We start from the raw sequence: 21,567 nt of genomic DNA on the forward strand, positions 1-21,567 counted from the left end.
TTTCCTGATCCGATTATCCATCCTGATAGGCCCTTTCAGTGCGGGACGGGCATGATCATTCGGGGCGTTCAGAATCCCGGAATGGGAACCTAATCCAGCTCGCGCCCGGCGGTCGACAATGGGAATCGGGCAATTCGGGGAGCGGACTTCAATCGGTTCGAGAGCGACGATAGATAATGCGCCGCCGGGGCGCAAGATGCAGAATGCGGACGGCCGTAGCCGGTCGAGCTATGCCTCTGAACAGGCGCTGGTGGCTTTACTGGCGGTTGGTGGCGGGTTAATGACCGGCCTCCGAAGAGCCAGTGGTGTCTCAATGGAGGCCCGCTGACGTCCAGGCTCCCGCTCTTGTACGGAGGCGCCGGCGCGTGTGACCATGCAGAAACACGACGGCCAGACAAAGGCGCCTCGGGCAAATTCGTAACCGATATTCCGCGCTGAACGGACGGACGGTATGCGGGACGAGACAATTAATTTGGGGACGCGCGTGGGCGTGTCCTCGCTCGCCTTGTCCGGAGGTGGGGCGGACATCCGGAGAGAGGATCTGCACGCCAGCGTGTCGGACCCGGTCATGGACACGATGAACTTCCTCAACGAGATCACTCTGCGCTACCCGGAGGCGATCTCGTTCGCGCCGGGCCGGCCGTACGACGGGCTCTTCGACGTCGAGCAGATCTTCGCCCACATCCGCCGTTACCTGGACCACCTGGCCCTTCAGGGAGAGTCGCCGGCCGGCATCCGCGAGGCCCTGTTCCAGTACGGCCCGACGGCCGGGCGGATCCGCGAGCTGATCGCCGGGTCCCTGCGCGCGGACGAGGACATCCAGGTGCCGGCCGAGTCGATCGTGGTGACGGTCGGCTGCCAGGAGGCCATGTTCCTGACGCTGCGCGTGCTGTTCTCCCGGCGGGAGGACGTCCTGCTGGTCTCCAGCCCGTCCTACGTGGGGATCACCGGCGCGGCCCGGCTGCTCGGCATCGAGCCGGTCGCGGTGGTCGAGCACGAGGACGGCCTGTCGTGCGCCGACGTCGAGGTGGCGGTCGCGGTGGAGCTGGCGGCCGGGCGTCGGCCGCGGGCGATCTACGTGACGCCGGACCACTCGAACCCGTCAGGGGTGACCATGCCGCTGCGGACCCGGCACGAGCTGCTCGACCTCGCGGCCCGCCACGACCTGCTGATCCTGGAGGACAGCCCGTACCGGCTGGTGAGCCAGGGGACGCGGCTGCCCACGCTGAAGTCGCTCGACCGCGCGCGCCGGGTGGTGCACCTGGGCTCGTACTCCAAGACCGTCTTCCCCGGGGCCAGGGTCGGCTTCGCGGTGGCCGACCAGACGGTCGTGGACACCGCGGGCCGCTCCGGGCTCCTGGCGGACGAGCTGGCCAAGGTCAAGAGCATGGTGACGGTGAACACCTCGCCGCTGGGCCAGGCCGTCATCGCGGGCGCGCTGCTGGAGTCGGCCGGCCGGATCTCCGACCTCAACGACGAGACGGCGAAGTACTACGGGGACACGCTGCGGACCACGCTGCGCTGCCTGGACCGGGTGCTGCCCCCCGTCCGCCGGGCCCGGCTCGGGGTGGGCTGGAACCGGCCCAGCGGGGGCTTCTTCCTGACGCTGAAGGTGCCCTTCCGCGCCGACAACGCGGCGCTGGCCAGGTCGGCGCAGGACTTCGGGGTCATCTGGACGCCGATGAGCTACTTCTACCCCCAAGGCGGCGGCGAGCGGGGCATCCGGTTGTCGACCAGCTACCTGACCCACGACGAGATCGAGTCGGGCATCGCGCGGCTGGCCGAGTTCATCGCCTCGGCGAGTGAGGACTCATGAGGACGGCGGCGGTGGTGGGCACCGGCCTGATCGGAACCTCGGTGGCGCTGGCGCTGAGCCGCCGCGGGGTGGCCGTGCATCTCAGCGACGCCGACGAGCGGGCGGCCAGGACGGCCGCCTCGCTCGGCGCCGGCACGCTCAGCCCGCCCGACGGGCCGGTGGACGTGGCGGTGCTGGCCGTGCCCCCGGCGAGCACTGCCCGTGAGCTGGCCAGATGGCAGCGCGAAGGGCTCGCCCGCGCCTACACCGACGTGGCGAGCGTCAAGACGCGCCCGCAGCGCGAGATCACCCGCGCGGGCGGCGACCTGACCCGGTACGTGGGCGGCCACCCGATGTCGGGCGGCGAGCGGTCGGGACCGCTGGCCGGCCGGGTCGACCTGTTCGAGCGGCGGTACTGGATACTCACGCCGTCCGCCGACACCGAGCAGGACGTCCTGAACACGGCGCTGGAGCTGGTCTCGCTGTGCGGGGGAGTCCCCGTCGTGATGGGGATGGCCGACCACGACCGGGCGGTGGCGCTGGCCTCGCACGCGCCACACGTCGTGGCCGCGCTGATGGCGGGCCTGCTGGAGGACGTGACCGAGGACGCGGTGCGGATCTGCGGTCAGGGCCTGCGGGACGTCACCCGGATCGCCGGCGGCGACCCGGAGCTGTGGGGCGAGATCCTGGACGCCAACGCCGACGCGGTGGCCGACGTGCTGCAGCTGTACGCGGGCGATCTGGCGCGGACGATCGCCGCGCTGCGCGCGCTGTCCGGCGAGGACCCGGCGGACCGGCGGCGGGGGGCGGCCGAGCTGGAGTCGATGCTGCGGCGCGGGACGCGCGGGCACGCCCGCATCCCCCGCAAGCACCACGGCCCGGAGCCCCGCTACGCGGAGGTCGACGTCGTCATCTCCGATCAGCCCGGCGTCCTGGCCCGGCTGCTGGCTTCGGCGGACGACGTCGAGGTCAACATCGAGGACGTGCGGATCGAGCACGCGCTGGACGAGCCGAGCGGGAGGGTCCGGCTGCTGGTCAGCCAGGACTCCGCGAGCGTGCTCGCCCAGCGGCTCGACGCGGACGGCTGGGAGGTGCGGACATGAGCCGCCCCCAGGCAGATCACGGAGAAGGTGAGCCCATTGGCATGTGAACTGGCGAAACGGCGGACCACCCCGAGGAGCAAGACCCGGATGTGGGGGTGGACCTACCGATGATCACCATGTCCCCCTCCCGGATCGCCGGCGTCGGCACTGCGGTGTCTCCCGACGCCTACTCGCAGGAAGAGGTGCTGGACGCCTTCGCGATCACCGATCCCCGGATCCGCTCGCTCTTCCTCAACAGCGCGATCCAGCGGCGCCACCTCACCCTTCCCCCGGTCGGCGGCGACGGCGGCCGGGTGCAGGAGTCGCAGGGCGAGCTGCTGCGCAAGCACAAGAAGATGGCCGTCGACATGGGCGCCCGCGCCCTTCAGGCGTGCCTGAAGAACATCGGCGCCGACGTCTCCGACGTGCGGTACCTGTGCTGCGTGACCTCGACGGGATTCTTGGCGCCCGGCCTGAGCGCGCTGCTCATCAACGAGCTCGGCCTGGACGAGCACTGCAGCCGGTCCGACATCGTGGGCATGGGGTGCAACGCCGGGCTCAACGCGCTCAACGTGGCGACCGGCTGGTCCATGGCCCACCCGGGTGAGCTGGCCGTCGTGCTGTGCGCGGAGGCGTGCTCGGCGGCCTACGTCTATGACTCGACCATGCGTACGGCGGTGGTCAACAGCCTGTTCGGCGACGGCGCCGCGGCCGTGGCGCTGCTCTCCGAGCCCGTGGACAGTCCCGGACCGCGGATCCTCGGCTTCGCCAGCCGCATCATCACCGAGGCGCTGAACGCGATGCGCTACGAGTGGGACACCGACGCGGGCAAGTTCAGCTTCTTCCTCGACCCCGACATCCCCTACGTGGTCGGCATGCACGTGGAAGAGGTCGTCGACCGGCTGCTCCGCGTCGCCGGCCTGCGGCGCAGCGATATCCGGCACTGGCTCGTGCACTCCGGCGGCAAGAAGGTCATCGACGCGGTGACCGTCAATCTCGGATTGACGCGGCACGACGTACGGCACACCACAGGGGTGCTGCGCGACTACGGAAACGTGTCCAGCGCGTCCTTCCTGTTCTCTTACGAAAGGCTGCTGGAGGAGAGAGTGACCGAGACAGGCGACTACGGCGTCCTGATGACGATGGGCCCCGGCTCCACCATCGAGACGGCGCTGGTCCAATGGTGACCGGGGACGCGCTCGCCATCAGGATCGACGGCGCCCTGCCGGTGTCCCCGGAGTCGGTCGTGAAGCTGAGAGAGCTCTGCGACAGGGCCGATGACCACGAGGGCGGGCAGCCGGTCGTGGTGCACGTCTCCGGGACCCCGGCCGACTCCCGCCCAGAAGGCCTGACGGTCGCGCTGGTGAACAAGTGGGAGCAGGCCCTGCGGAGGCTGGAACGCCTGGCCACCCCCACCATCGCGGTCGCCTCCGGCGACTGCGGCGGCAAGGCGCTGGAGGCGCTGCTGGCCACCGACTACCGCATCGCCACTCCGCGGACCCGGTTCCTGATGCCGTTGCAGGAGGGGGCGGCCTGGCCGGGGATGGCCACCTTCCGGATCGCGCAGCAGGCGGGCGCGGCCCGGGCACGCAGGAGCGTGCTGTTCGGGATGCCCATCACCGCCGCCGACGCGCTGTCGCTGCACCTCGTCGACGAGCTCGTGGCCGACCCGGCCGCGGCGCTGGCCCGTACGGCCGAGCTGGCGGGTGCGGTGTCCGGCCAGGAGCTGGCCATCCGCCGCCAGCTCCTGCTCAACGCGGAGACGACCAGCTTCGAGGACGCGCTCGGCACCCATCTGGCGGCCTGCGACCGGGTGCTGCGCCGGGCCGCCGCCGTCGAGCTGACGCCATGACGGCGGGAAGCGTGCGCGCGCCGTTGCCGCAGGCCCGGCAGGCGCTGGCCGCGGCGGCGGCGCGGGCCGAGCAGGCGCTGGCGGCGCTTCCCGACCCGGCCAAGCGCTCCACCGAGGAGCGGGCCGCGGCGGCGGAGATCAAGGCCGCCGCCAGACGGGAGCGGACCGCGTTCCTGGAAGCGCACGTGGAGGCCGTCTACGCCGAGCTCACCGAGGACCATGGCGCGCGTCCACGCCTGGCCGAGCTGGTCGAGGCGGCCGCGGCCGCCTTTCCCGGGCTGGTGCCCACGCCGGAGGAGCTGGCAGGGGAGCGGGCTCGCCCGCAGGCGGAGAAGGAGGGCCACGAGATCGACCAGGGCGTCTTCCTGCGCGCCGTCCTGGGCTCGGCCCAGGCCGGGACGCACCTGATGGAGTCGATGCTCCGGCCGACCGATCGCGCCCTGCGGCTGCTCCCCGAGTTCACCGTCACCGGCCACGCCGAGCTCGGATCGGTGCGGATGGAGCGCCGGGACGGGGCCGCGTACCTGACCATGTGCGGCGCCGACTGCCTGAACGCCGAGGACGAGCGGCAGGTCGACGACATGGAGACCGCCGTCGACCTGGCCCTGCTGGACCCGGCCGTGCAGGTGGGGGTGCTGCGGGGCGGGGAGATGGCGCACCCGCGTCACCGCGGTCGGCGGGTGTTCAGCGCCGGCATCAACCTCAAGAAGCTGCACGCGGGCGACATCTCGCTGGTGGGCTTCCTGCTGCGCAGGGAGCTCGGCTACATCGCCAAGCTGATCCGCGGCACCGCCGGGCGGGAGAAGCCCTGGGTGGCGGTGGTGGACGGGTTCGCCATCGGCGGCGGCGCCCAGCTCCTGCTCGTGTTCGACCAGGTCATCGCCGCCTCCGACGCCTACGTGAGCCTGCCCGCCGCCCAGGAGGGCATCATCCCGGGCGCGGCCAACCTGCGGCTGTCCCGCGCCATGGGCCCGCGCCTGGCCCGCCAGGTCATCCTGCACGGACGGCGGATCTGGGCGACCGAGCCCGCCGCCGCGTCCCTGATCGACGAGGTCGCCGAGCCTGGCGACCTCGACGCCGCGCTCGCCGGCGCGGTGGCGCGGCTCAAGGGCCCGGCGGTCGTGCCGAACCGGCGGATGCTGAACCTGGCGGAGGAGCCGCCGGACGCATTCCGCCGCTACCTGGCCGAGTTCGCGCTGCACCAGGCCGAACGGCTCTACAGCGACGACGTGATCGGCAAGGTCGGCCGGTTCCAGGCCGGGCGGAAGGCGCCGTGAACACCCGCGTGCGGTACGAGAAGAAGGACCACGTGGCCCACGTCACGCTGGACCGGCCCGCCGTGCTGAACGCCATGGACCTGCTCATGCACGAGGAGCTGGCCGCAGTCTGGGACGACGTCGAGGCCGACGACGACGTGCGGGTCGCGGTGCTGACCGGCGCCGGCGACCGGGCCTTCTCCGTCGGGCAGGACCTGCGCGAGCGCGCCCGGCTGAACGCGGAAGGCGCGCCGCCGACCACGTTCGGCAGCCGGGGCCAGTCCGGCTGGCCCCGGCTGACCGAGCGGTTTGGCCTGACCAAGCCGCTGGTCGCGCGGGTGCACGGGTACGCGCTCGGTGGCGGCTTCGAGCTGGCCCTGGCCTGCGACATCATCGTCGCCTCCAGCCAGGCGGTCTTCGCGCTGCCGGAGGCGCGGCTGGGGCTGGTGCCCGGCGCGGGCGGCGCGTTCCGGCTGGCCAGGCAGCTGCCGCTGAAGACCGCCATGGGCCACCTGCTCACCGGCCGCCGCCTCACCGCCGACCAGGCGCTGCGGTACGGGCTGGTCAACGACGTCGTGCCCGCCGACGAGCTCGACGCGTGCGTCGCCGGATGGACCGGCGACCTGATCCGGTCAGCGCCGCTGTCCGTACGCGCGATCAAGGAGGCCGTGCACCGCTCGCTGGACATGCCGATCGAGCAGGCCTTCACCACGCCCTACACGTGGGAGACCCGCCGCATGCACAGCCACGACGCGCAGGAGGGCCCCCGGGCCTTCAGCGAGAAGCGCGTGCCCGTCTGGCGTGGCGCATGACCCCGAAAGTATGCGACACCTCACAGGGAGCATTCATGGCCGACGAGCCGCAGTATCTCCGCCCCAACGTCATCATCGAGCCGCTGGTGGACCGCTTCTACGCCTGGCTGCACACGGTGGCCCCGGTCCAGGCCTCGATGAACCTGGCCTACCTCCAGGCTCCGCTGCTGGAGTCGTACCTGCAGTCGCCGCCCGTGCACGTGGCGGCCACCGCCAACCCGGAGTTGCGCGGCGGCTACTTCGTCGGGATCCCCGAGGAGCGCTCGGAAGAGGTCCGCGAGCTGCTCAACGGCATCAAGAGGACCGGCGCCGACATGTTCGCCTTCGCCGAGGCGATCACGAAGGCCGAGGACATGGTGCGGCAGGGGGCGACCGGGTTCGACCTGACCCCGCTCTACCAGAAGCTCCCCGCGGAGCTGGCGGGCCTGGTGGAGATCGCCTACGACACCAACAACCAGGCGTCGCTGCACTTCCTGGAGCCGCTGGTGTACAAGAGCAAGGCCTACATCGAGGACCGGCAGTCCGTCCAGCTGTCGATCGAGCCGGGCGTCGAGCGGCCGTTCATCCTGAGCACGCCACGCCTGCCCGGCCCGGACGTGCTCGACCTGCACATCCCCTTCCGGCACCCGGGGCTGCAGGAGCTCTTCGGCGCCCGGCTGCGGCCCCGCCGCCTGAGCGAGCTGCGGGAGGCGCTGGAGCTCGACGACGCCCAGGCCGCCCAGCTCGCCACGCTGCTGACCGGTGAGTACGGCCAGGCGCCCGACCGGCACATCGAGGAGGGCGGCCGGATCCGCTACTTCGGGCACGCCTGCCTGGCGCTCCAGACGCCCGAGGCCACGGTGCTCACCGACCCGTTCATCAGCGCCGACACCAACGCGACGGACCGCTACACCTACCGTGACCTGCCCGACCACATCGACCTCGTGCTGATCACGCATGGCCACCAGGACCACATCGTGCTGGAGACCCTCATGCAGCTGCGGGGCAGGGTCGGCACGGTCGTGGTGCCGCGCTCCTCCCGCGGCAACCTCTGCGACCCCTCGCTCGGCCTGTACCTGGAGCACCTGGGCCTGCCGGTGCTGGAGGTGGACGAGTTCGACGAGATCCCATTCCCCGGCGGCAGGGTCGTCTCGACCCCGTTCCTGGGCGAGCACGCCGATCTCGACATCCGCAGCAAGTCCACGTACTGGATCGAGCTGGGCGGCAAGTCCGTCTTCGTGGGCGCCGACTCCTCGGGTGTGGACCCCGCGCTCTACCGCTACATCTCCAGCCACCTCGGCACCGCGGACCTGGCCTTCCTCGGCATGGAGTGCGACGGCGCCCCGCTGACCTGGCTCTACCAGGCGCTGCTCACCAGGCCGGTGACGAAGCGGATGAGCGACTCGCGCAAGCTGTCGGGCTCGGACGCGGCCCAGGCCGGCGAGATCGTGCGCGAGCTGGGCGCGAAGGAGGTCTACATCTACGCCATGGGCGAGGAGAGCTGGCTCGGCCACGTCATGGCCACCAGCTACAACGACGACTCCTACCAGATGCAGCAGATCGAGAAGTTCATGTCGTGGTGCAAAGAGCACGACGTCCGCGCCGGCCACCTGCTCAACCAGCACGAGTGGCGTTGGTAACCCCGGTGAACCCAATAAAGGAGACGAACATGCGTACCACCACCTTTGATTTCGAGAACCCCGAGGCGCGCTTCAAGGTGCTGATCAACCACGAGGAGCAGTACTCGCTGTGGCCCGGCGACCTGCCGGTCCCCGGCGGCTGGAACGAGACCGGCGTGCACGCCCCCAAGGATGAGTGCGACGCCTACATCGAGGAGAACTGGACCGACATGCGCCCGAAGAGCCTGCGCATAGCGCTCGACGGGAAATAGCGTGCCCTACGTCTTCACCAATGGCATCCGGCTCACCTACGACAGGTGGGGCCAGGGCGAACGGGTACTGCTGATCATGGGTTCCGCCGCCGCGGGCCGGGTCTGGACGATGCACCAGACCCCGGCACTCACCCAAGCCGGATACCAAGCCGTCACCTTCGACAACCGCGGCGTCCCGCCATCCGACGTGCCGCCGGGGAAGTATTCGATGGCTGACATGGTGGCCGACACCAAGGGTCTCATCGAGGCCCTTGGTGCGGCCCCGTGCCGCATCATCGGCTTCTCGCTGGGCGGCCAGATCGCCCAGGAACTGGCGATCAACCATCCCGAGCTGGTCAGATGCGCGGTGTTCATCGCGACCACGGCGCGTCCGGACGCCATGCGCAGCGCCTACCGGCGGGCCTACCGGGCGCTGGCCGACAGCGGCGTGGAGCTGCCCGGCGAGTACGAGGCGGCCATGACGGCCAGCCAGATGCTCTCGCCCGTCAGCCTGAACGACGACGAGACCGCCTCGCTCTGGCTGGACGCGTTCCTGCACTCTCCCTCCGGCAAGATGGCGGCGCAGGGGCAGCTGTGGGCCGAGACCGCCGACGACCGGCGCCCGGCGCTGCGCGGCGTGGCCGCGCCCTGCCGCGTCATCGCGTTCTCCGACGACGTGGTCACCCCGCCGCACCTGTGCGCGGAGGTGGCGGCCGCGGTCCCCGACTGCGACTACGTGGAGATCCAGAACGCGGGACATTTCGGTTGCCTGGAGCAGCCGGACGAGGTCAACGAGGCCATCCTCGAATTCCTGAAACGAACGGACTGAGCCATGAGACTCCCCTCAGCGCCGCTCGAGGACTGGTTGCGTGACTACTACTTCACCGCCGAGATCGACATCAGCGCCAGCGGCGTGCAGTCGTACTCGATGGGCGAGGTGCGCGCCATCACCGGGACGGGTCACGACGAGATCGACGCGCTGGTCTTCGACGACGGCTACTCGCTCGGCACGCCCGCGGTCAGGGCCGAGATAGCCCGTCGGTACGGCGACGGCGACCCGGGCAAGGTGATGACCAGCTGCGGGTCGGGCGAGGCCATCTCGCTGGTGATGATGTCGCTGCTGCGGCCCGGTGACGAGGTGATCGTGGTCGCCCCCGGCTACCACCTGCTGGTCGACTACGTCACCGCGCTCGGCTGCACGGCGCGCGAGTGGCGGCTGGACGCCGCCCAGGGCTTCCGGCCGCCGCTGGACGACCTGGCAGGGCTGGTCAACGAGCGCACCAGGGCGATCGTGGTGAACTTCCCGCAGAACCCCACGGGCGTCACGGTCGGCGAGGACGACATGCGCGTCCTCATCGAACAGGCCCGGCAGGTGGGCGCGTACCTGCTGTGGGACGCCGCCTTCGCCGAGCTCACCTACGACCGGGCCCCCCTCCCCGACATCTCCACCAGGTACGAGCGGGGCATCGGATTCGGCACCTTCTCCAAGGCGTTCGGCCTGCCCGGGCTCCGGTTCGGCTGGGTGATCGGACCGGCGGAGGTGCTCGAGGACTGCATGCGGATCAAGGACTACACCACGCTGCACGTCTCGCCGCTGATCGAGCTGCTGGCGCTGGGCGTGCTGCGCCATGCCGGTGCGTTCGTGGAGCCGCGGCTGAAGCAGGCAGGCGTCAACCGGGAGATCGTCAAGGACTGGGCCGCCTCAATCCCGGAGCTGGTCGCGCTGACGCCGCCGGACGGCGGGGTGTCGGCCTTCCCCCGGCTGCTGGGGGTGGCCGACACCGGCGACTTCTGCGAGGAGCTGTTCCAGCGGCACGGCGTCCTGGTGATCCCCGGCTCGTGCTTCGGCGGTCCCGGGCACATTCGGCTGGGGTTCGGCGGCGACACCGACGAGCTCGTGACCGGGCTGGAAAGACTGACCACGGCGCTCACCGCTTGGCCGAGAGCCTGAGGGCGGTCAGATGATCCTCGCGTACGCGCCCATCCCGCCGATCACCGCCCACCAGTCGCTGGTGTTCCTGCTGCAGATCGGCCTGCTCCTCGTCACGGCCCTGCTGCTGGGGCGGCTGGCCACCCGCCTGTCCATGCCCGCCGTGGCCGGCGAGCTGTGCGCCGGCGTGCTGCTCGGCCCGTCGATCTTCGAGCAGGTCGCGCCGGGGACGGCGGCCTGGGTGTTCCCCGCCTCGCCGGAGCAGCTGCACCTGGTGGACGGCATCGGCCAGGTCGGCGTGCTGCTGCTGGTCGGGCTGGCCGGGATGAGCATGGACGTCGGCCTGATCCGGCGCAAGGGCCTGTCCGTGGCCTGGGTGAGCGCCGGAGGGCTGCTGGTGCCGCTCGGGCTCGGCGTGGCGACCGGGTTCCTGCTGCCCGCCGTGCTGCTGGCCGACGGCGCCGCCGGCGACCGTACGGTCTTCGCCTGGTTCCTCGGGGTCGCGATGTGCGTCAGCGCCATCCCCGTCATCGCCAAGACGCTGCTGGAGCTGCGGCTGCTGCATCGCAACGTCGGCCAGCTGATCATCAGCGCGGCCGCCGTGGACGACTTCGTCGGCTGGCTGCTGCTGTCGGTGGTGGCCGCGATGGCCACCGGCGGCGTCGACCCGGCCACGGTCGCGCGGTCAATCGGGATGTTGCTGCTGGCCGTGCTGATCGCGGCCACCATAGGGCGGCTGGTGGTGAACGGGGCGCTGCGGCTGTCGGCGCGCACCCCCGAGCCCGGGGTGATGCTGGCGGTCGCGGTGGCGGTCATCGTCCTGTTCAGCGCGGCGACCCAGGCGGCCGGCATGGAGCCGATCGTCGGCGCGATGTTCGGCGGCGTCCTGATCGGCTCGTCCGGCTGGGTGGATCGGGAGCGGCTGGCGCCGCTGCGCAGGTTCGTCGTCGCGGTGCTGGCCCCGATCTTCTTCGCCGCCGCGGGCCTGCGGATGGACCTCACCGCGCTGGCCGACCTCGACGTGCTGCTCGCCGCGCTCGCCGTCCTGGCGGTCGCCGTGATCGGGAAGTTCGCCGGCGTGTACGGCGCCGCCCGGCTGGCCCGCCTCGGCCGCTGGGAGTCGCTCGCCCTCGGGGCCGGGCTCAACGCGCGCGGCGTGATCGAGGTGGTCATCGCGATGACCGGGCTGCGGCTGGGCGTGCTCAGCCCGGCGATGTACACGATCGTGATCCTGGTGGCGGTGGCGACCTCGCTCATGGCGCCGCTGTTCCTGCGCTTCACCGTACGGCGCATCCCGGTCACCGAGGAGGAGAACGAGCGGGAGGCCATGATGGCCGCGACCTGACGCGCCCCCCTCTAGAGCAGAACCAGCGGTGAGGCCGCCACGTCAGGCGGCCTCACCGCTCCGCGCCGCCCGCCCGGGCCGGCTGGCCGACGTCGACGAACGCGCGGGAGAAGTACACCAGCGGGGCGATGTCGCCCGCTGAGACGTGCACGGCGGTGACCACCCCGACCAGCAGGAAGTGGGTCGAGCGCTCCATGACCCCGTCCACCTCGCAGGCGAAGCAGGCTGCGGCGTCGAGCAGGATCGGCACCCCGGAGGAGTCCTCGGACCAGCTGCCGTAGGTGAATCGGTCGACGCCCTTGATGCCGGGGATCCGCCCGGCGAACGCCTCGGCGACGTCACGCTGCCCGTCGCCGAGGATGCTGACCGAGAACGTCTTCAGCTCCGGGACGATGCCGCCCAGCCGGGTCTCCCTGTTGATGCCGACCGCCAGGCTGGGCGGATCCACGGTGAGGGAGAAGACCGAGGTGGCGGTGATGCCGTACGGCCGGCCTTGTGCCGAGCGCCCGGTGATGACGCTCACTCCGCTGACCAGCCTCTGCATACCGAGTCGGAAACCGTCGACAGAGTCCATGACCTTCTCTCCGGACTTTCCGGCGCGCGCCCGCCCGGCAATCCACGGATGGCCGCGCGAGCCTCGCGATAATGACCGGAGACCGCTCTGCGGTAATGCAAATCAAGAGTGATGTCCGCGCGTGGTCCGGCTGTCTAGACTCCCACCATAAAGACCGCCTCGCACTTCCGGAAGACATGACAGCGGATTGCCAGTATTCTGCCAGAACGCTGCTATCACTTGCTATAAGCCCAGCTCGGACAGATGTTTGAGGCAATCTCCCCAGCGATACTCCAGCGCTTTTACAGGGGCTGATCCGGAACCTGTTCAGCAATGCTGCCGACCTGCAATTGAATTGCCCGGGACCTCTTGTTTCGCCGGTCGTTGCGGGTATGCTCACCCAGGTAGCTCAGAGCCGATTATGCGGCTTCCTGGTGCGCAAGTGCGGCCAGTCGAAAATCGACAATGCGGAGGTTCCCCCATGCATTGCGCGACAATCGCGAGGCACCGATGAAAGGGCGGGGGGACGGCCCTGTGCACTCGCGCGAGGGCGGTCATCAGGGCCCTCCGACGAAGCGCAGCCGCTCCAGGCGGCCACCGGTCAGCGAGGTCCTCGGCCTGATGGTCGGCGCCGTGCGGCTGGTGTGGAAGTCCAGCCCGCGCGAGTTCCTCGTGGTGATGATCGCCGATCTGGTGCAGAGCGTCGGCATCTTCCTGGTGATCGTGCAGATCCAGCAGGTGCTGACCGAGCTCATCCAGGCCAACTCCGGCGTGGACACCTCCGGCCTGACCCTGAACATCGTCCTCTTCCTGGCCGCGAACGTGGTGATCCTGGTCGCCCAGGCGTTCATCACCAACCGGCGCCTGCTGCTGACCGAGCAGACGAGCATCTACGTCTGCGGCGAGATCCTCAAGGTCTCGTGCCTGGCCGAGCTCAGGGACTTCGACGACTCCGGCTTCCACGACCGGCTGCAGCGCGCCGCCTCCAGCGCGATCACGCGTCCCGCCCGCATGGTGGACAGCCTGATCATGATCGCGCAGGCGCTGTTCGCGCTGGTGTCCATCTGGGCCGCGCTGCTCACCGTCAACTTCTGGATCGCCCTGGTGGTCCTGGCGGTCGTGATCCCGATCTGGATCGGCGGCATCCGCGGCGGCGAGCAGTTCTTCGAGTTCGTCCAGGAGACCACGCCCGCCGACCGTAACCGCAACTACCTGTTCAGCCTGCTGACCACCCGCGAGCCGGCCAAGGAGATCCGCGCGTTCAACACCGCGCAGCACCTGGCCCAGCGCTGGCGGACGATCATGCAGCAGCGGCTGGAGGTCCTGACCACCACGCTGCAGCGGCGCTTCCGCTCCTCCCTGATCGCCTCCATCGGCAGCAACGCGGTGGTCGCGATCGCGGCGGGCGTCCTCATCCTGCTGAACCTGTCGGGCATCCTGACCCTCGCCCAAACCGCCACTGTCGCCGGCGTCCTGGTGCTGTTCAGCCAGCGCATGCAGGACATGATCGCGGGCACCAATGAGTTCTTCGAGTCGGCCCCGCTGGTCCGCGACCTGAACGCCTTCCTCGCCGAGGAGGCGAGCCTGGCCAGGGAGCGGGCCGGACTGCCCCTCGCCGGGCCGTTCGACCGGATCGAGCTGGCGAACGTCGGGTTCACCTATCGCGGCTCGGAGCGGGCCGCGCTCGACGACATCTCCTTCTCCATCCGGGCCGGCGAGGTCATCGCCCTGGTCGGGGAGAACGGCTCCGGCAAGACCACCCTGGCCAAACTGCTGGCCGGTCTGTACTTCCCGCAGGGCGGCTCGATCCAGATCGACGGCACCGAGCTGCGCGACATCGACGCCCGCGCCTGGCGGGAGAAGGTCGCCGTGCTCTTCCAGGACTTCGTCCGGTACGCGCTGCCCGCCGAGGAGAACATCCGCCTCGGATCGATCGACAAGCAGGCGGACCTGGACGAGATCCGAGAGGCGGCCCGCGCCGCCGGGGCCGACCCCTTCCTGAACGCGCTCCCGGACGGTTACGAGACGATCCTTTCGCCGCAGTTCGGGGAGGGGCAGGACCTCTCGCTCGGGCAGTGGCAGCGGGTCGCGCTGGCCAGGGCGTTCTTCCGGAACGCGCCGCTGGTCATCCTCGACGAGCCCAGCGCGTCCCTGGACGCCAGGGCCGAGCGGGCCCTGTTCGACAGCGTCCGCGATCTGTACGCGAACCGGACGGTGCTCCTCATCTCCCACCGCTTCTCCACCGTGCGCACGGCCGACCGGATCATCGTGCTCAACGAGGGCAAGATCATCGAGCACGGCACGCACAACGACCTCATGGCCGCCGACGGCCTCTACGCCGAGCTGTTCACCATGCAGGCGAGCGGCTTCCTGGAAGACGCCGAGCAGCGCTCCGCCGACGAACTGGGGGAGATCCTGACGGCCGGTTCCGCCTCTGAATCGGGCTGAAGCCCACTGACCGACCTCCTGGCTACGCGGCCCACCCGGATTGGAGTCTGCCGTGAAACTAGGTCAATCCGAGCGGGTTCGCCGGGACGCGCGTGCCCCGCTCACCCCGCAACCCCTGCCGGTCGCGGCGCACGTCGCGCTGTCCCTCACCGGGCGGCTGGATGTGGCCGCCCTGCGCGAGGCGCTGACCAGGCTCACCGCGCCGCGCGAGTCGGCCTTCGCGGTGCTCGACCTGAGCGGTGAGCCGCGTGGCCGGCGCGTGGCCGGCGAGGTGGTCGCCACCATCCTCGCCGAGGAGTCGCTGACCGGCCTCGACGCGGACGCCGTGCCGGCGCCGCGCTGCTGGCTGGTCCGCATCGGCGCGGACGACCACCTGCTCAGCATGGTCCTGGATCGCGGGCTGGCGGCGCGGCTGCCGAGCCTGCCGCTGCTGTACCGCGAAGCCGGCGTACCTGCGGTTCCGGCCGCAGTTCCCACCCGGGCCGCAGGTGGCCCGGCGGCGGCGGCCAACCACGCCTTCGCCATCCCCGCCGAGACCGGCCGGGCGCTGCGCGAGACCGGCGACCGGCTGGGCGCCGCCGTGCCCGAGATCGTGCTGGCCACGTTCGCGGCGCTGATCGGGGTGGGCGGCGAGCGGGACGACGTGACCCTGGGCCTCCCGGCGCGCGGGCAGATCCTGCGGCTCGACCTGTCCGGCGCGCCCTCGCTGGAGGACGTGCTGGCCCGCCTGCGGCCGGGCCTGACCGCGAGCCCGGCGGCCGAGGCCTGCCATCTGGCGTTCGAGAGCATGACCGCCGACGAGCCGCGCCTCGGCGCCGGATGGTGGGCGCGCGGGCTGCGCGCCGACGTGGCCTACGCCGACACCATCTCCGACGAGGTGGACCTGGCCTTCGTGCTCCACCGGCTCGGCGGCCGGTTCCGCTACCGGACCGACGCGTTCCACGAGGCCGCGGCCGACCGGCTGGCGAACTATCTGATCACCGTACTCGACGCCGTGGCGGCGGACACCGGGCGGCCGTTCTCGCGGATCCCGGTGATGACAACCGGCGGGTTCCATCGGCTGGCCCGCCAGCTCCCCCGGCAGTGGACCGAACCGTGGAAGGGCGGGGGCCCCGATGACAGCACAGCAGGTGGCCGGCGATGACGGCCTGCGCACTCTTCCCGCCGCCTTCGAAGCGGTGGCGGCGCGGCACCCGGACGCGGTCGCCATCGGCGCCGAGGGCACGGACCTCACGTACGCGGAGCTGAACGGCGCGGCGAACCGGTTGGCCCGGCACCTCGTCGGCCAGGGCGTGGGACCGGAGGAGTTCGTCGCGCTCACGCTCCCGCGCGGCGCGGACATGGTCGTCGCGATCCTCGCGGTGCTGAAGGCCGGGGCCGCGTACGTGCCGATCGACCCGGGCCTCCCTGCCGACCGGATCGCGTACCTGATCCAGGACGCGCGCCCGGCCTGCACGATCACCGCCGAGACGTTCGCAGACCTGGACGGCCATCCCGATCACGACCTGACCGACGCCGACCGGGCGGCCCCCCTGGCGGCCGGGCATCCGGCCTACGTGATCTACACCTCGGGTTCCACCGGCCGGCCGAAGGGCGTGGTGGTGTCGCACGCCAACGTCATCCGGCTGATGACGACCGCCGAGCCGCTCTTCGGCTTCGGGCCTGGCGACGTGTGGACGCTGTTCCACTCCTTCGCCTTCGACTTCTCCGTCTGGGAGCTGTGGGGGGCGCTGCTGTACGGCGGGCGGCTCGTCGTGGTGCCGTACCTGACCTCGCGCTCGCCCGAGGACTTCCTGCGCCTGCTGGCCCGCGAGCGGGTCACCGTGCTCAACCAGACGCCGTCCGCCTTCTACGCGCTGATGGACGCCGGCGGCGACGACCCCGTCCCGCTGGCCCTGCGATACGTGATCTTCGGCGGCGAGGCGCTGGACCTGGGGCGCCTGGACGCCTGGTTCGCCGGCCATCCCGGGCTGCTGGTCAACATGTACGGGATCACCGAGACCACCGTGCACGTCACCCACCTGCCCCTGGACCGGGCGGGCGCGGCCGCCGCCCGGGCCGGCGCGATCGGCTCCGCCCTTCCCGACCTGCGCGTCCACGTCCTGGACGACGAGCTGCGGCCCGCCGGGCAAGGCGAGATGTACGTGGCCGGCCCCGGCCTCGCCCGCGGCTACCTGAACCGGCCCGCGCTCACCGCCGAACGCTTCATCGCCGACCCGTACGGTCCCGCCGGTTCACGGATGTACCGCAGCGGCGACCTGGCCCGTCACCACGACGACGGCACGCTCGACTACCAGGGCCGCGCCGACCAGCAGGCCAAGATCCGCGGGTTCCGCATCGAACCGGGTGAGATCGAGGCCGTCCTGGCCCGCCACCCCTCGGTCGCCGGCGTCACCGTGCTGGCGAGGGAGGACCAGCCGGGCGTCCGGCGGCTGGTCGCCTACGCCGTGCCCAGGACCGGATCCCCGCTGATGGAGGCCGAGCTGCGCGCGTTCGCCGCCGCGCAACTGCCGGACTACATGGTCCCGGCGGCCGTGGTGCCGCTGGAGGCCCTCCCGCTCACCCCCAACGGGAAGATCGACCGCGCCGCGCTGCCCGTTCCCGATCGCGCGTCGCTCCCCGCCCCCGACTCTTCCTCCCGCACGCGCGAGGAAGAGCTGCTGGCCGGCATCTGGGGCGAGCTGCTCGGGCGGAACGACGTCGGCGTTCACGACAACTTCTTCGACCTGGGCGGCGACTCGATCACCGGCATCCAGATGGTGTCCAGGGCCCGCCTCGCCGGGCTGACCCTGACCTCCGCCCAGGTCTTCGAGCACCAGACCGTCGCCGAGCTGGCCCGCGCCGCCGCCGGTCCGCGGGAGGCGCCGGTACCCGCTTTTCTGCGGCTGCTGTCGCCGTACGGGCTGGCCGAGCCTGGGCGGCAGGTGCAGACGCGGCTCCTGCGCCTGCGCCGGCCGGTCGCGGAGGAGACGCTGCGGGCCGCGCTCACCGCGCTCGTCGAGCACCACGAGGGGCTTCGCCTGCGGCTCACCGGGCCGGACGCGACGGCGATGACCTGCGTGCCGCCTGGCGGCGATCCCGTCCTGCTGGCGGTGGCCGGGTCCGAGGCCGAGGCGTGCGCGGCGATCGACCCCGTCCACGGGCCGCTGCTGCGCGGTCTGCTGATCGACGGGCGATCGCTGCTGCTGGCCGTACACCGGATCGCGGTGGACCCGGCGTCCTGGCAGATCCTGCTCGACGACCTGGAAACCGCCTGCGACCAGATGGAACGCGGCCAAGCCGTCCGGCTCGCGCCGACGTCCACGTCGGTGCTGGCATGGGCCGGGCGGACGGTCTCCGGTTTCGTGCCCGCCGAGCCCGTACCCGGCGGAGGACGTCATCAGGTACGGACGGAACTGTCCGCCGAGCGGACCGCACGGCTTCCCGAGGTGATGGCCGCCCACGGCGTCCGGATGACCGAGGTGGTGCTGACGCCGCTGGTCTCGGCCCTGCGCGAGCGGGCGGGCGGCCCCGTCGCCATCGACGTGGCCGGGCATGACCGCGACGCCGACGTGGCGCGCACCGTGGGCTGCCTGACCACGCTGCGGCAGGTGCGCGCCGACAACCTTCCCGCCGACCCCGGTGACGCGCTCAAGCAGGTCAAGCAGCTCGTACGGGCGGCCTCCCCAACCATGCGGCCGGCCGAGGTGTCGCTCGGCTACCTCGGCGAGGACCACCCGGCCGGCGGTCTGTTCCAGCCGGTCCAGAGCCGGACACCGGCGCCCGCGCACCCGATCGAGATCGAATGCCGGCTGACCGGCGGGCGGCTCGAACTGACCTGGACCCATCACGACGGCGTGAACGCCGAACGCCTGGCGCTCCGCCACGCCGAGCTGCTCGCCGCGCTCGTCGACGGCTGCCTCCAGCGGCCGGGCACCGGCTACACCCCCTCGGACTTCCCCCTGGCTGGGCTCGACCAGTCGGCGCTCGACCTGATTCAGCAGCGTATCGGTACCCCTTTCGGAGGTCGGTCATGACGTCACCCGGTCAGATCGAGGACATCTTCCCGCTGACCGCCATGCAGCAGGGCATGGTGTTCCACTCGCAGCTGGATCCCGGGATCTACTGGCTGCAGAACGGCCTGCTGCTGGACGGCGACCTCGACCTGGGTGCGTTCGCACGGGCCTGGGAGCTGATGTTCGAACGGCACCACCTGCTGCGCGCGACCGCGATGTGGGAGGGTCTGCCCAACCCCGTCTGGGTGGTGTCGCGCGAGGTGCCGCTGCCGCTCGAGGTGCTGGACTGGTCGGGCCTCGACCAGGAGGCGGAGCTGGCCGATTTCCTCGCCGCCGACCTGGCCCGCGGCGTCGACCTGGAACAGCCCTCTTTGGTACGGCTCACGCTGATCCGCCTGGGGGACCACCGGCACCAGCTGGTGTTGAGCCACCATCACGCCGTGCTGGACGGCTGGAGCATCCCGCTGGTGCTCAACGAGTTCCTCGACGCCTACCACGCCTTCGTCTCCGGGACGGCGCCCGAGTCGCACGTGCGGCGGCCGTTCCGCGATCATGTCTCCTGGGTGGCGGGGCAGGACCTCGCGGAGGCCGAGAAGTACTGGCGTGGCCGCCTGGACGGGCTGCGGTCCGTCACCATCCTGCACGTGGAGAAGCCGACAGGCGACCACGGCTATCACACCCACCGCGCGCACCTGTCCCGCGCGGCCACCTCGGCGCTGACCGCGTTCGCCCGCCGCCACCGCCTCACCCTCAACACCCTGGTGCAGGGCGCCTGGTCGCTGGTGATGTCGGCCTACTCCGGCAGCGACGACATCGTGTACGGCCTGGCCACCTCCGGCCGCGGCGACCACCTCGACGGGGTCGAGTCGATGGTCGGGCTGCTGCTGAACTCGATCCCGGCCCGCGTACGGATCCCGCGCGCGGAGACGGTGACCTCGTGGCTGCATGAGCTGCAGCGGGACATGGTGGCGGCGCGGCGGTTCGAGCACACGCCGCTGACCGCGATCCAGGAGTGGACCGAGGTCCCCAAGGGGCAGCCGCTGTTCACCAGCATGTTCGTGTTCGAGAACTATCCCGGGGTCGATGGCGGGGTCGGCTCGCTCCGGATGTCGGAGAACTTCGCGCTGGAGCGGAACAACTTCCCGCTCACCGTGGCCGTGTTCCCAGGGGTGGAGCTCGGCGTCAGCATGGCCTATGACCTGGGGAGATTCACTCAGGCGACGATCGAGCGGTTGGTCGGCCACCTGTGGATGCTCCTGGATGCGGTGGTGGCCGATCCTGACCTGCGGTTGTCGGCGTTGCCTGTTTTGACGGCGGCTGAGCGGCGGGTGCTGGAGGGTGTGAACGCGACTGGGGTGGTGCTGCCTGAGGTGGGGGGTGTGCATGAGCTGATCGCGGCTTGTGCGGTGGCTGCTCCTGAGGCGGTGGCGGTGGCGGATTCTGCGGGGGAGGTTAGCTATGGGGAGTTGGAGGCTCGTGCCAATCGGCTGGCTCATCGGCTGATCGGGTTGGGTGCGGGTGCGGAGACGACGGTGGCGTTGTGTCTTCCGCGTGGTGTGGATCTGGTGGTGGCCGTGCTGGCGGTGTGGAAGGCGGGTGCCGCTTATCTGCCGCTGGATCCGACCTATCCGGTGGATCGGCTGGCCTTTTTGCTGGCCGACAGCGGGGCGGGTCTGCTGCTGAGCACCGGGGACCTGCTGGAGGAGCTGCCTGCGGGTCGTCTGCGGACGCTGCTGGTGGACGATCCGGGCATACAGGTTATGCCGGTCACGGCTCCCGACGTGGTTGTTGTCCCGGGTCAGGCCGCTTATCTGATTTACACGTCGGGTTCGACGGGTCGTCCGAAGGGGGTGCGGGTCGGGCATCGGGGGCTGGTGAATCTGGTGGTGGCGCAGCGGGAGGCGTTCGGGGTTTCGGCTTCTTCGCGGGTGTTGCAGTTTGCGTCGCCTGGGTTTGATGCGGCGGTGTCGGAGATCGCGGTGACGTTGGCTGCGGGGGCGACGTTGGTGGTTCCGGGTGCGGAGCAGCGGGTGGCCGATCTGGCGAGGTTCGTCCGGGAGCAGCGGGTGGATGTGGCGACGTTGCCGCCGTCGCTGCTGGCCACGCTGGACCCGGCGCAGTTACCCGGGTTGACGTTGATCAGCGCGGGTGAGCATCTGGATCCGGAGCTCGCGCGGGTGTGGGGGGATCGGCATCGGCTGCTGAACGCCTACGGTCCGACCGAGGCGACGGTGTGCGCGACGATCGGTCAGGATCCGGCCGGGATCGGCGGTCCGATCGCCAACACCACCACCCACGTGCTGGATGCCCAGCTGGGCCTGGTTCCGGCGGGGGTTCCGGGGGAGTTGTTCGTGGGTGGTGTGGGCCTGGCCCGTGGCTATCACGGGCGGCCGGTGCTGACGGCGGAGCGGTTCGTCGCCGACCCGTACGCGGGTGACGGTTCGCGGTTGTATCGGACCGGTGATGTGGCTGTGTGGCGGCCGGAGGGTCAGCTGGTCTTCCTGGGTCGGACCGATCATCAGGTGAAGATTCGTGGTTTCCGGATCGAGCCGGGTGAGATCCAGCATGCGCTGACCGGCCACCCGCACATCGCCGCGGCTCTGGTGACCACGTTCGGGCAGGACGCTGACCAGCGGCTGGTCGCTTACCT

General features: G+C 70.9%; 16 protein-coding genes. 15 read left to right on the forward strand and 1 reads right to left on the reverse strand.

The genetic code is table 11. The annotated features are described in order from the left end of the window. Nucleotides 1-553 precede the first annotated feature (553 nt). From ABZS69_RS46625 to ABZS69_RS46675, 11 genes are all read left to right on the forward strand, one after another. Nucleotides 554-1,816, forward strand: a complete 1,263-nt coding sequence (locus tag ABZS69_RS46625) for a PLP-dependent aminotransferase family protein (RefSeq protein WP_355384884.1) — start codon at nt 554-556, stop codon at nt 1,814-1,816. Then, the gene (locus ABZS69_RS46630) at nt 1,813-2,898 is read left to right on the forward strand and encodes a prephenate dehydrogenase (RefSeq protein WP_355384887.1); all 1,086 of its coding nucleotides are present in this window, start codon (nt 1,813-1,815) and stop codon (nt 2,896-2,898) included. Before ABZS69_RS46625 ends, ABZS69_RS46630 begins: the two co-directional genes overlap by 4 nt. A gap of 107 nt (nt 2,899-3,005) precedes the next feature. Then, nucleotides 3,006-4,064 carry a 3,5-dihydroxyphenylacetyl-CoA synthase DpgA gene (dpgA, locus tag ABZS69_RS46635; RefSeq protein WP_355384890.1) on the forward strand — a complete coding sequence of 353 codons (1,059 nt, stop codon included), beginning with the start codon at nt 3,006-3,008 and terminating at the stop codon, nt 4,062-4,064. Beyond that, nucleotides 4,058-4,729, forward strand: a complete 672-nt coding sequence (gene dpgB, locus ABZS69_RS46640) for an enoyl-CoA-hydratase DpgB (RefSeq protein WP_355384893.1) — start codon at nt 4,058-4,060, stop codon at nt 4,727-4,729. The genes dpgA and dpgB overlap by 7 nt, the downstream gene beginning before the upstream one ends. After that, the gene (gene dpgC, locus ABZS69_RS46645) at nt 4,726-6,006 is read left to right on the forward strand and encodes a (3,5-dihydroxyphenyl)acetyl-CoA 1,2-dioxygenase DpgC (protein ID WP_355384896.1); all 1,281 of its coding nucleotides are present in this window, start codon (nt 4,726-4,728) and stop codon (nt 6,004-6,006) included. The genes dpgB and dpgC overlap by 4 nt, the downstream gene beginning before the upstream one ends. Beyond that, entirely contained in the window at nt 6,003-6,797 is a 795-nt protein-coding gene (gene dpgD / locus ABZS69_RS46650; protein WP_355384900.1) for an enoyl-CoA-hydratase DpgD, read from the forward strand. Before dpgC ends, dpgD begins: the two co-directional genes overlap by 4 nt. Before the next feature lie 35 nt (nt 6,798-6,832). Next, nucleotides 6,833-8,416, forward strand: a complete 1,584-nt coding sequence (locus ABZS69_RS46655; protein WP_355384903.1) for an MBL fold metallo-hydrolase — start codon at nt 6,833-6,835, stop codon at nt 8,414-8,416. Between the two features lie 29 nt (nt 8,417-8,445). Beyond that, a complete protein-coding gene (locus ABZS69_RS46660; protein WP_355384907.1) occupies nt 8,446-8,667 on the forward strand; it encodes an MbtH family NRPS accessory protein in 222 nt (73 codons plus the stop codon). 1 nt (nt 8,668) lies between these two features. Beyond that, nucleotides 8,669-9,475 carry an alpha/beta fold hydrolase gene (locus tag ABZS69_RS46665; protein ID WP_355384910.1) on the forward strand — a complete coding sequence of 269 codons (807 nt, stop codon included), beginning with the start codon at nt 8,669-8,671 and terminating at the stop codon, nt 9,473-9,475. Between the two features lie 3 nt (nt 9,476-9,478). Continuing rightward, entirely contained in the window at nt 9,479-10,597 is a 1,119-nt protein-coding gene (vioD, locus tag ABZS69_RS46670; RefSeq protein ID WP_355384913.1) for a capreomycidine synthase, read from the forward strand. A gap of 10 nt (nt 10,598-10,607) precedes the next feature. Continuing rightward, nucleotides 10,608-11,921, forward strand: a complete 1,314-nt coding sequence (locus ABZS69_RS46675; protein WP_355384916.1) for a cation:proton antiporter — start codon at nt 10,608-10,610, stop codon at nt 11,919-11,921. 52 nt (nt 11,922-11,973) lie between these two features. On the opposite strand, the gene ABZS69_RS46680 is transcribed toward ABZS69_RS46675, so the two are convergent. After that, nucleotides 11,974-12,495 (reverse strand): flavin reductase family protein, encoded by a 522-nt coding sequence (locus tag ABZS69_RS46680; protein WP_355384919.1) that lies wholly within the window; start codon nt 12,493-12,495, stop codon nt 11,974-11,976. Nucleotides 12,496-13,008: 513 nt separating this feature from the next. Between ABZS69_RS46680 and ABZS69_RS46685 the strand changes: the two genes are divergently transcribed. The 4 genes from ABZS69_RS46685 to ABZS69_RS46700 form a co-directional block, all read left to right on the forward strand. Further along, entirely contained in the window at nt 13,009-14,922 is a 1,914-nt protein-coding gene (locus tag ABZS69_RS46685) for an ABC transporter ATP-binding protein (RefSeq protein WP_355384922.1), read from the forward strand. Nucleotides 14,923-14,974: 52 nt separating this feature from the next. Then, entirely contained in the window at nt 14,975-16,066 is a 1,092-nt protein-coding gene (locus tag ABZS69_RS46690) for a hypothetical protein (protein WP_355384928.1), read from the forward strand. Beyond that, entirely contained in the window at nt 16,038-18,938 is a 2,901-nt protein-coding gene (locus ABZS69_RS46695; protein ID WP_355384932.1) for an amino acid adenylation domain-containing protein, read from the forward strand. Before ABZS69_RS46690 ends, ABZS69_RS46695 begins: the two co-directional genes overlap by 29 nt. Beyond that, nucleotides 18,935-21,567 (forward strand): amino acid adenylation domain-containing protein (locus ABZS69_RS46700; RefSeq protein ID WP_355384935.1); only part of this gene is annotated, 2,633 nt, incomplete at its 3' end. The genes ABZS69_RS46695 and ABZS69_RS46700, both read left to right, overlap by 4 nt.

It is taken from the genome of Nonomuraea sp. NPDC005650, from assembly GCF_040605375.1.
Lineage (GTDB): Bacteria > Actinomycetota > Actinomycetes > Streptosporangiales > Streptosporangiaceae > Nonomuraea.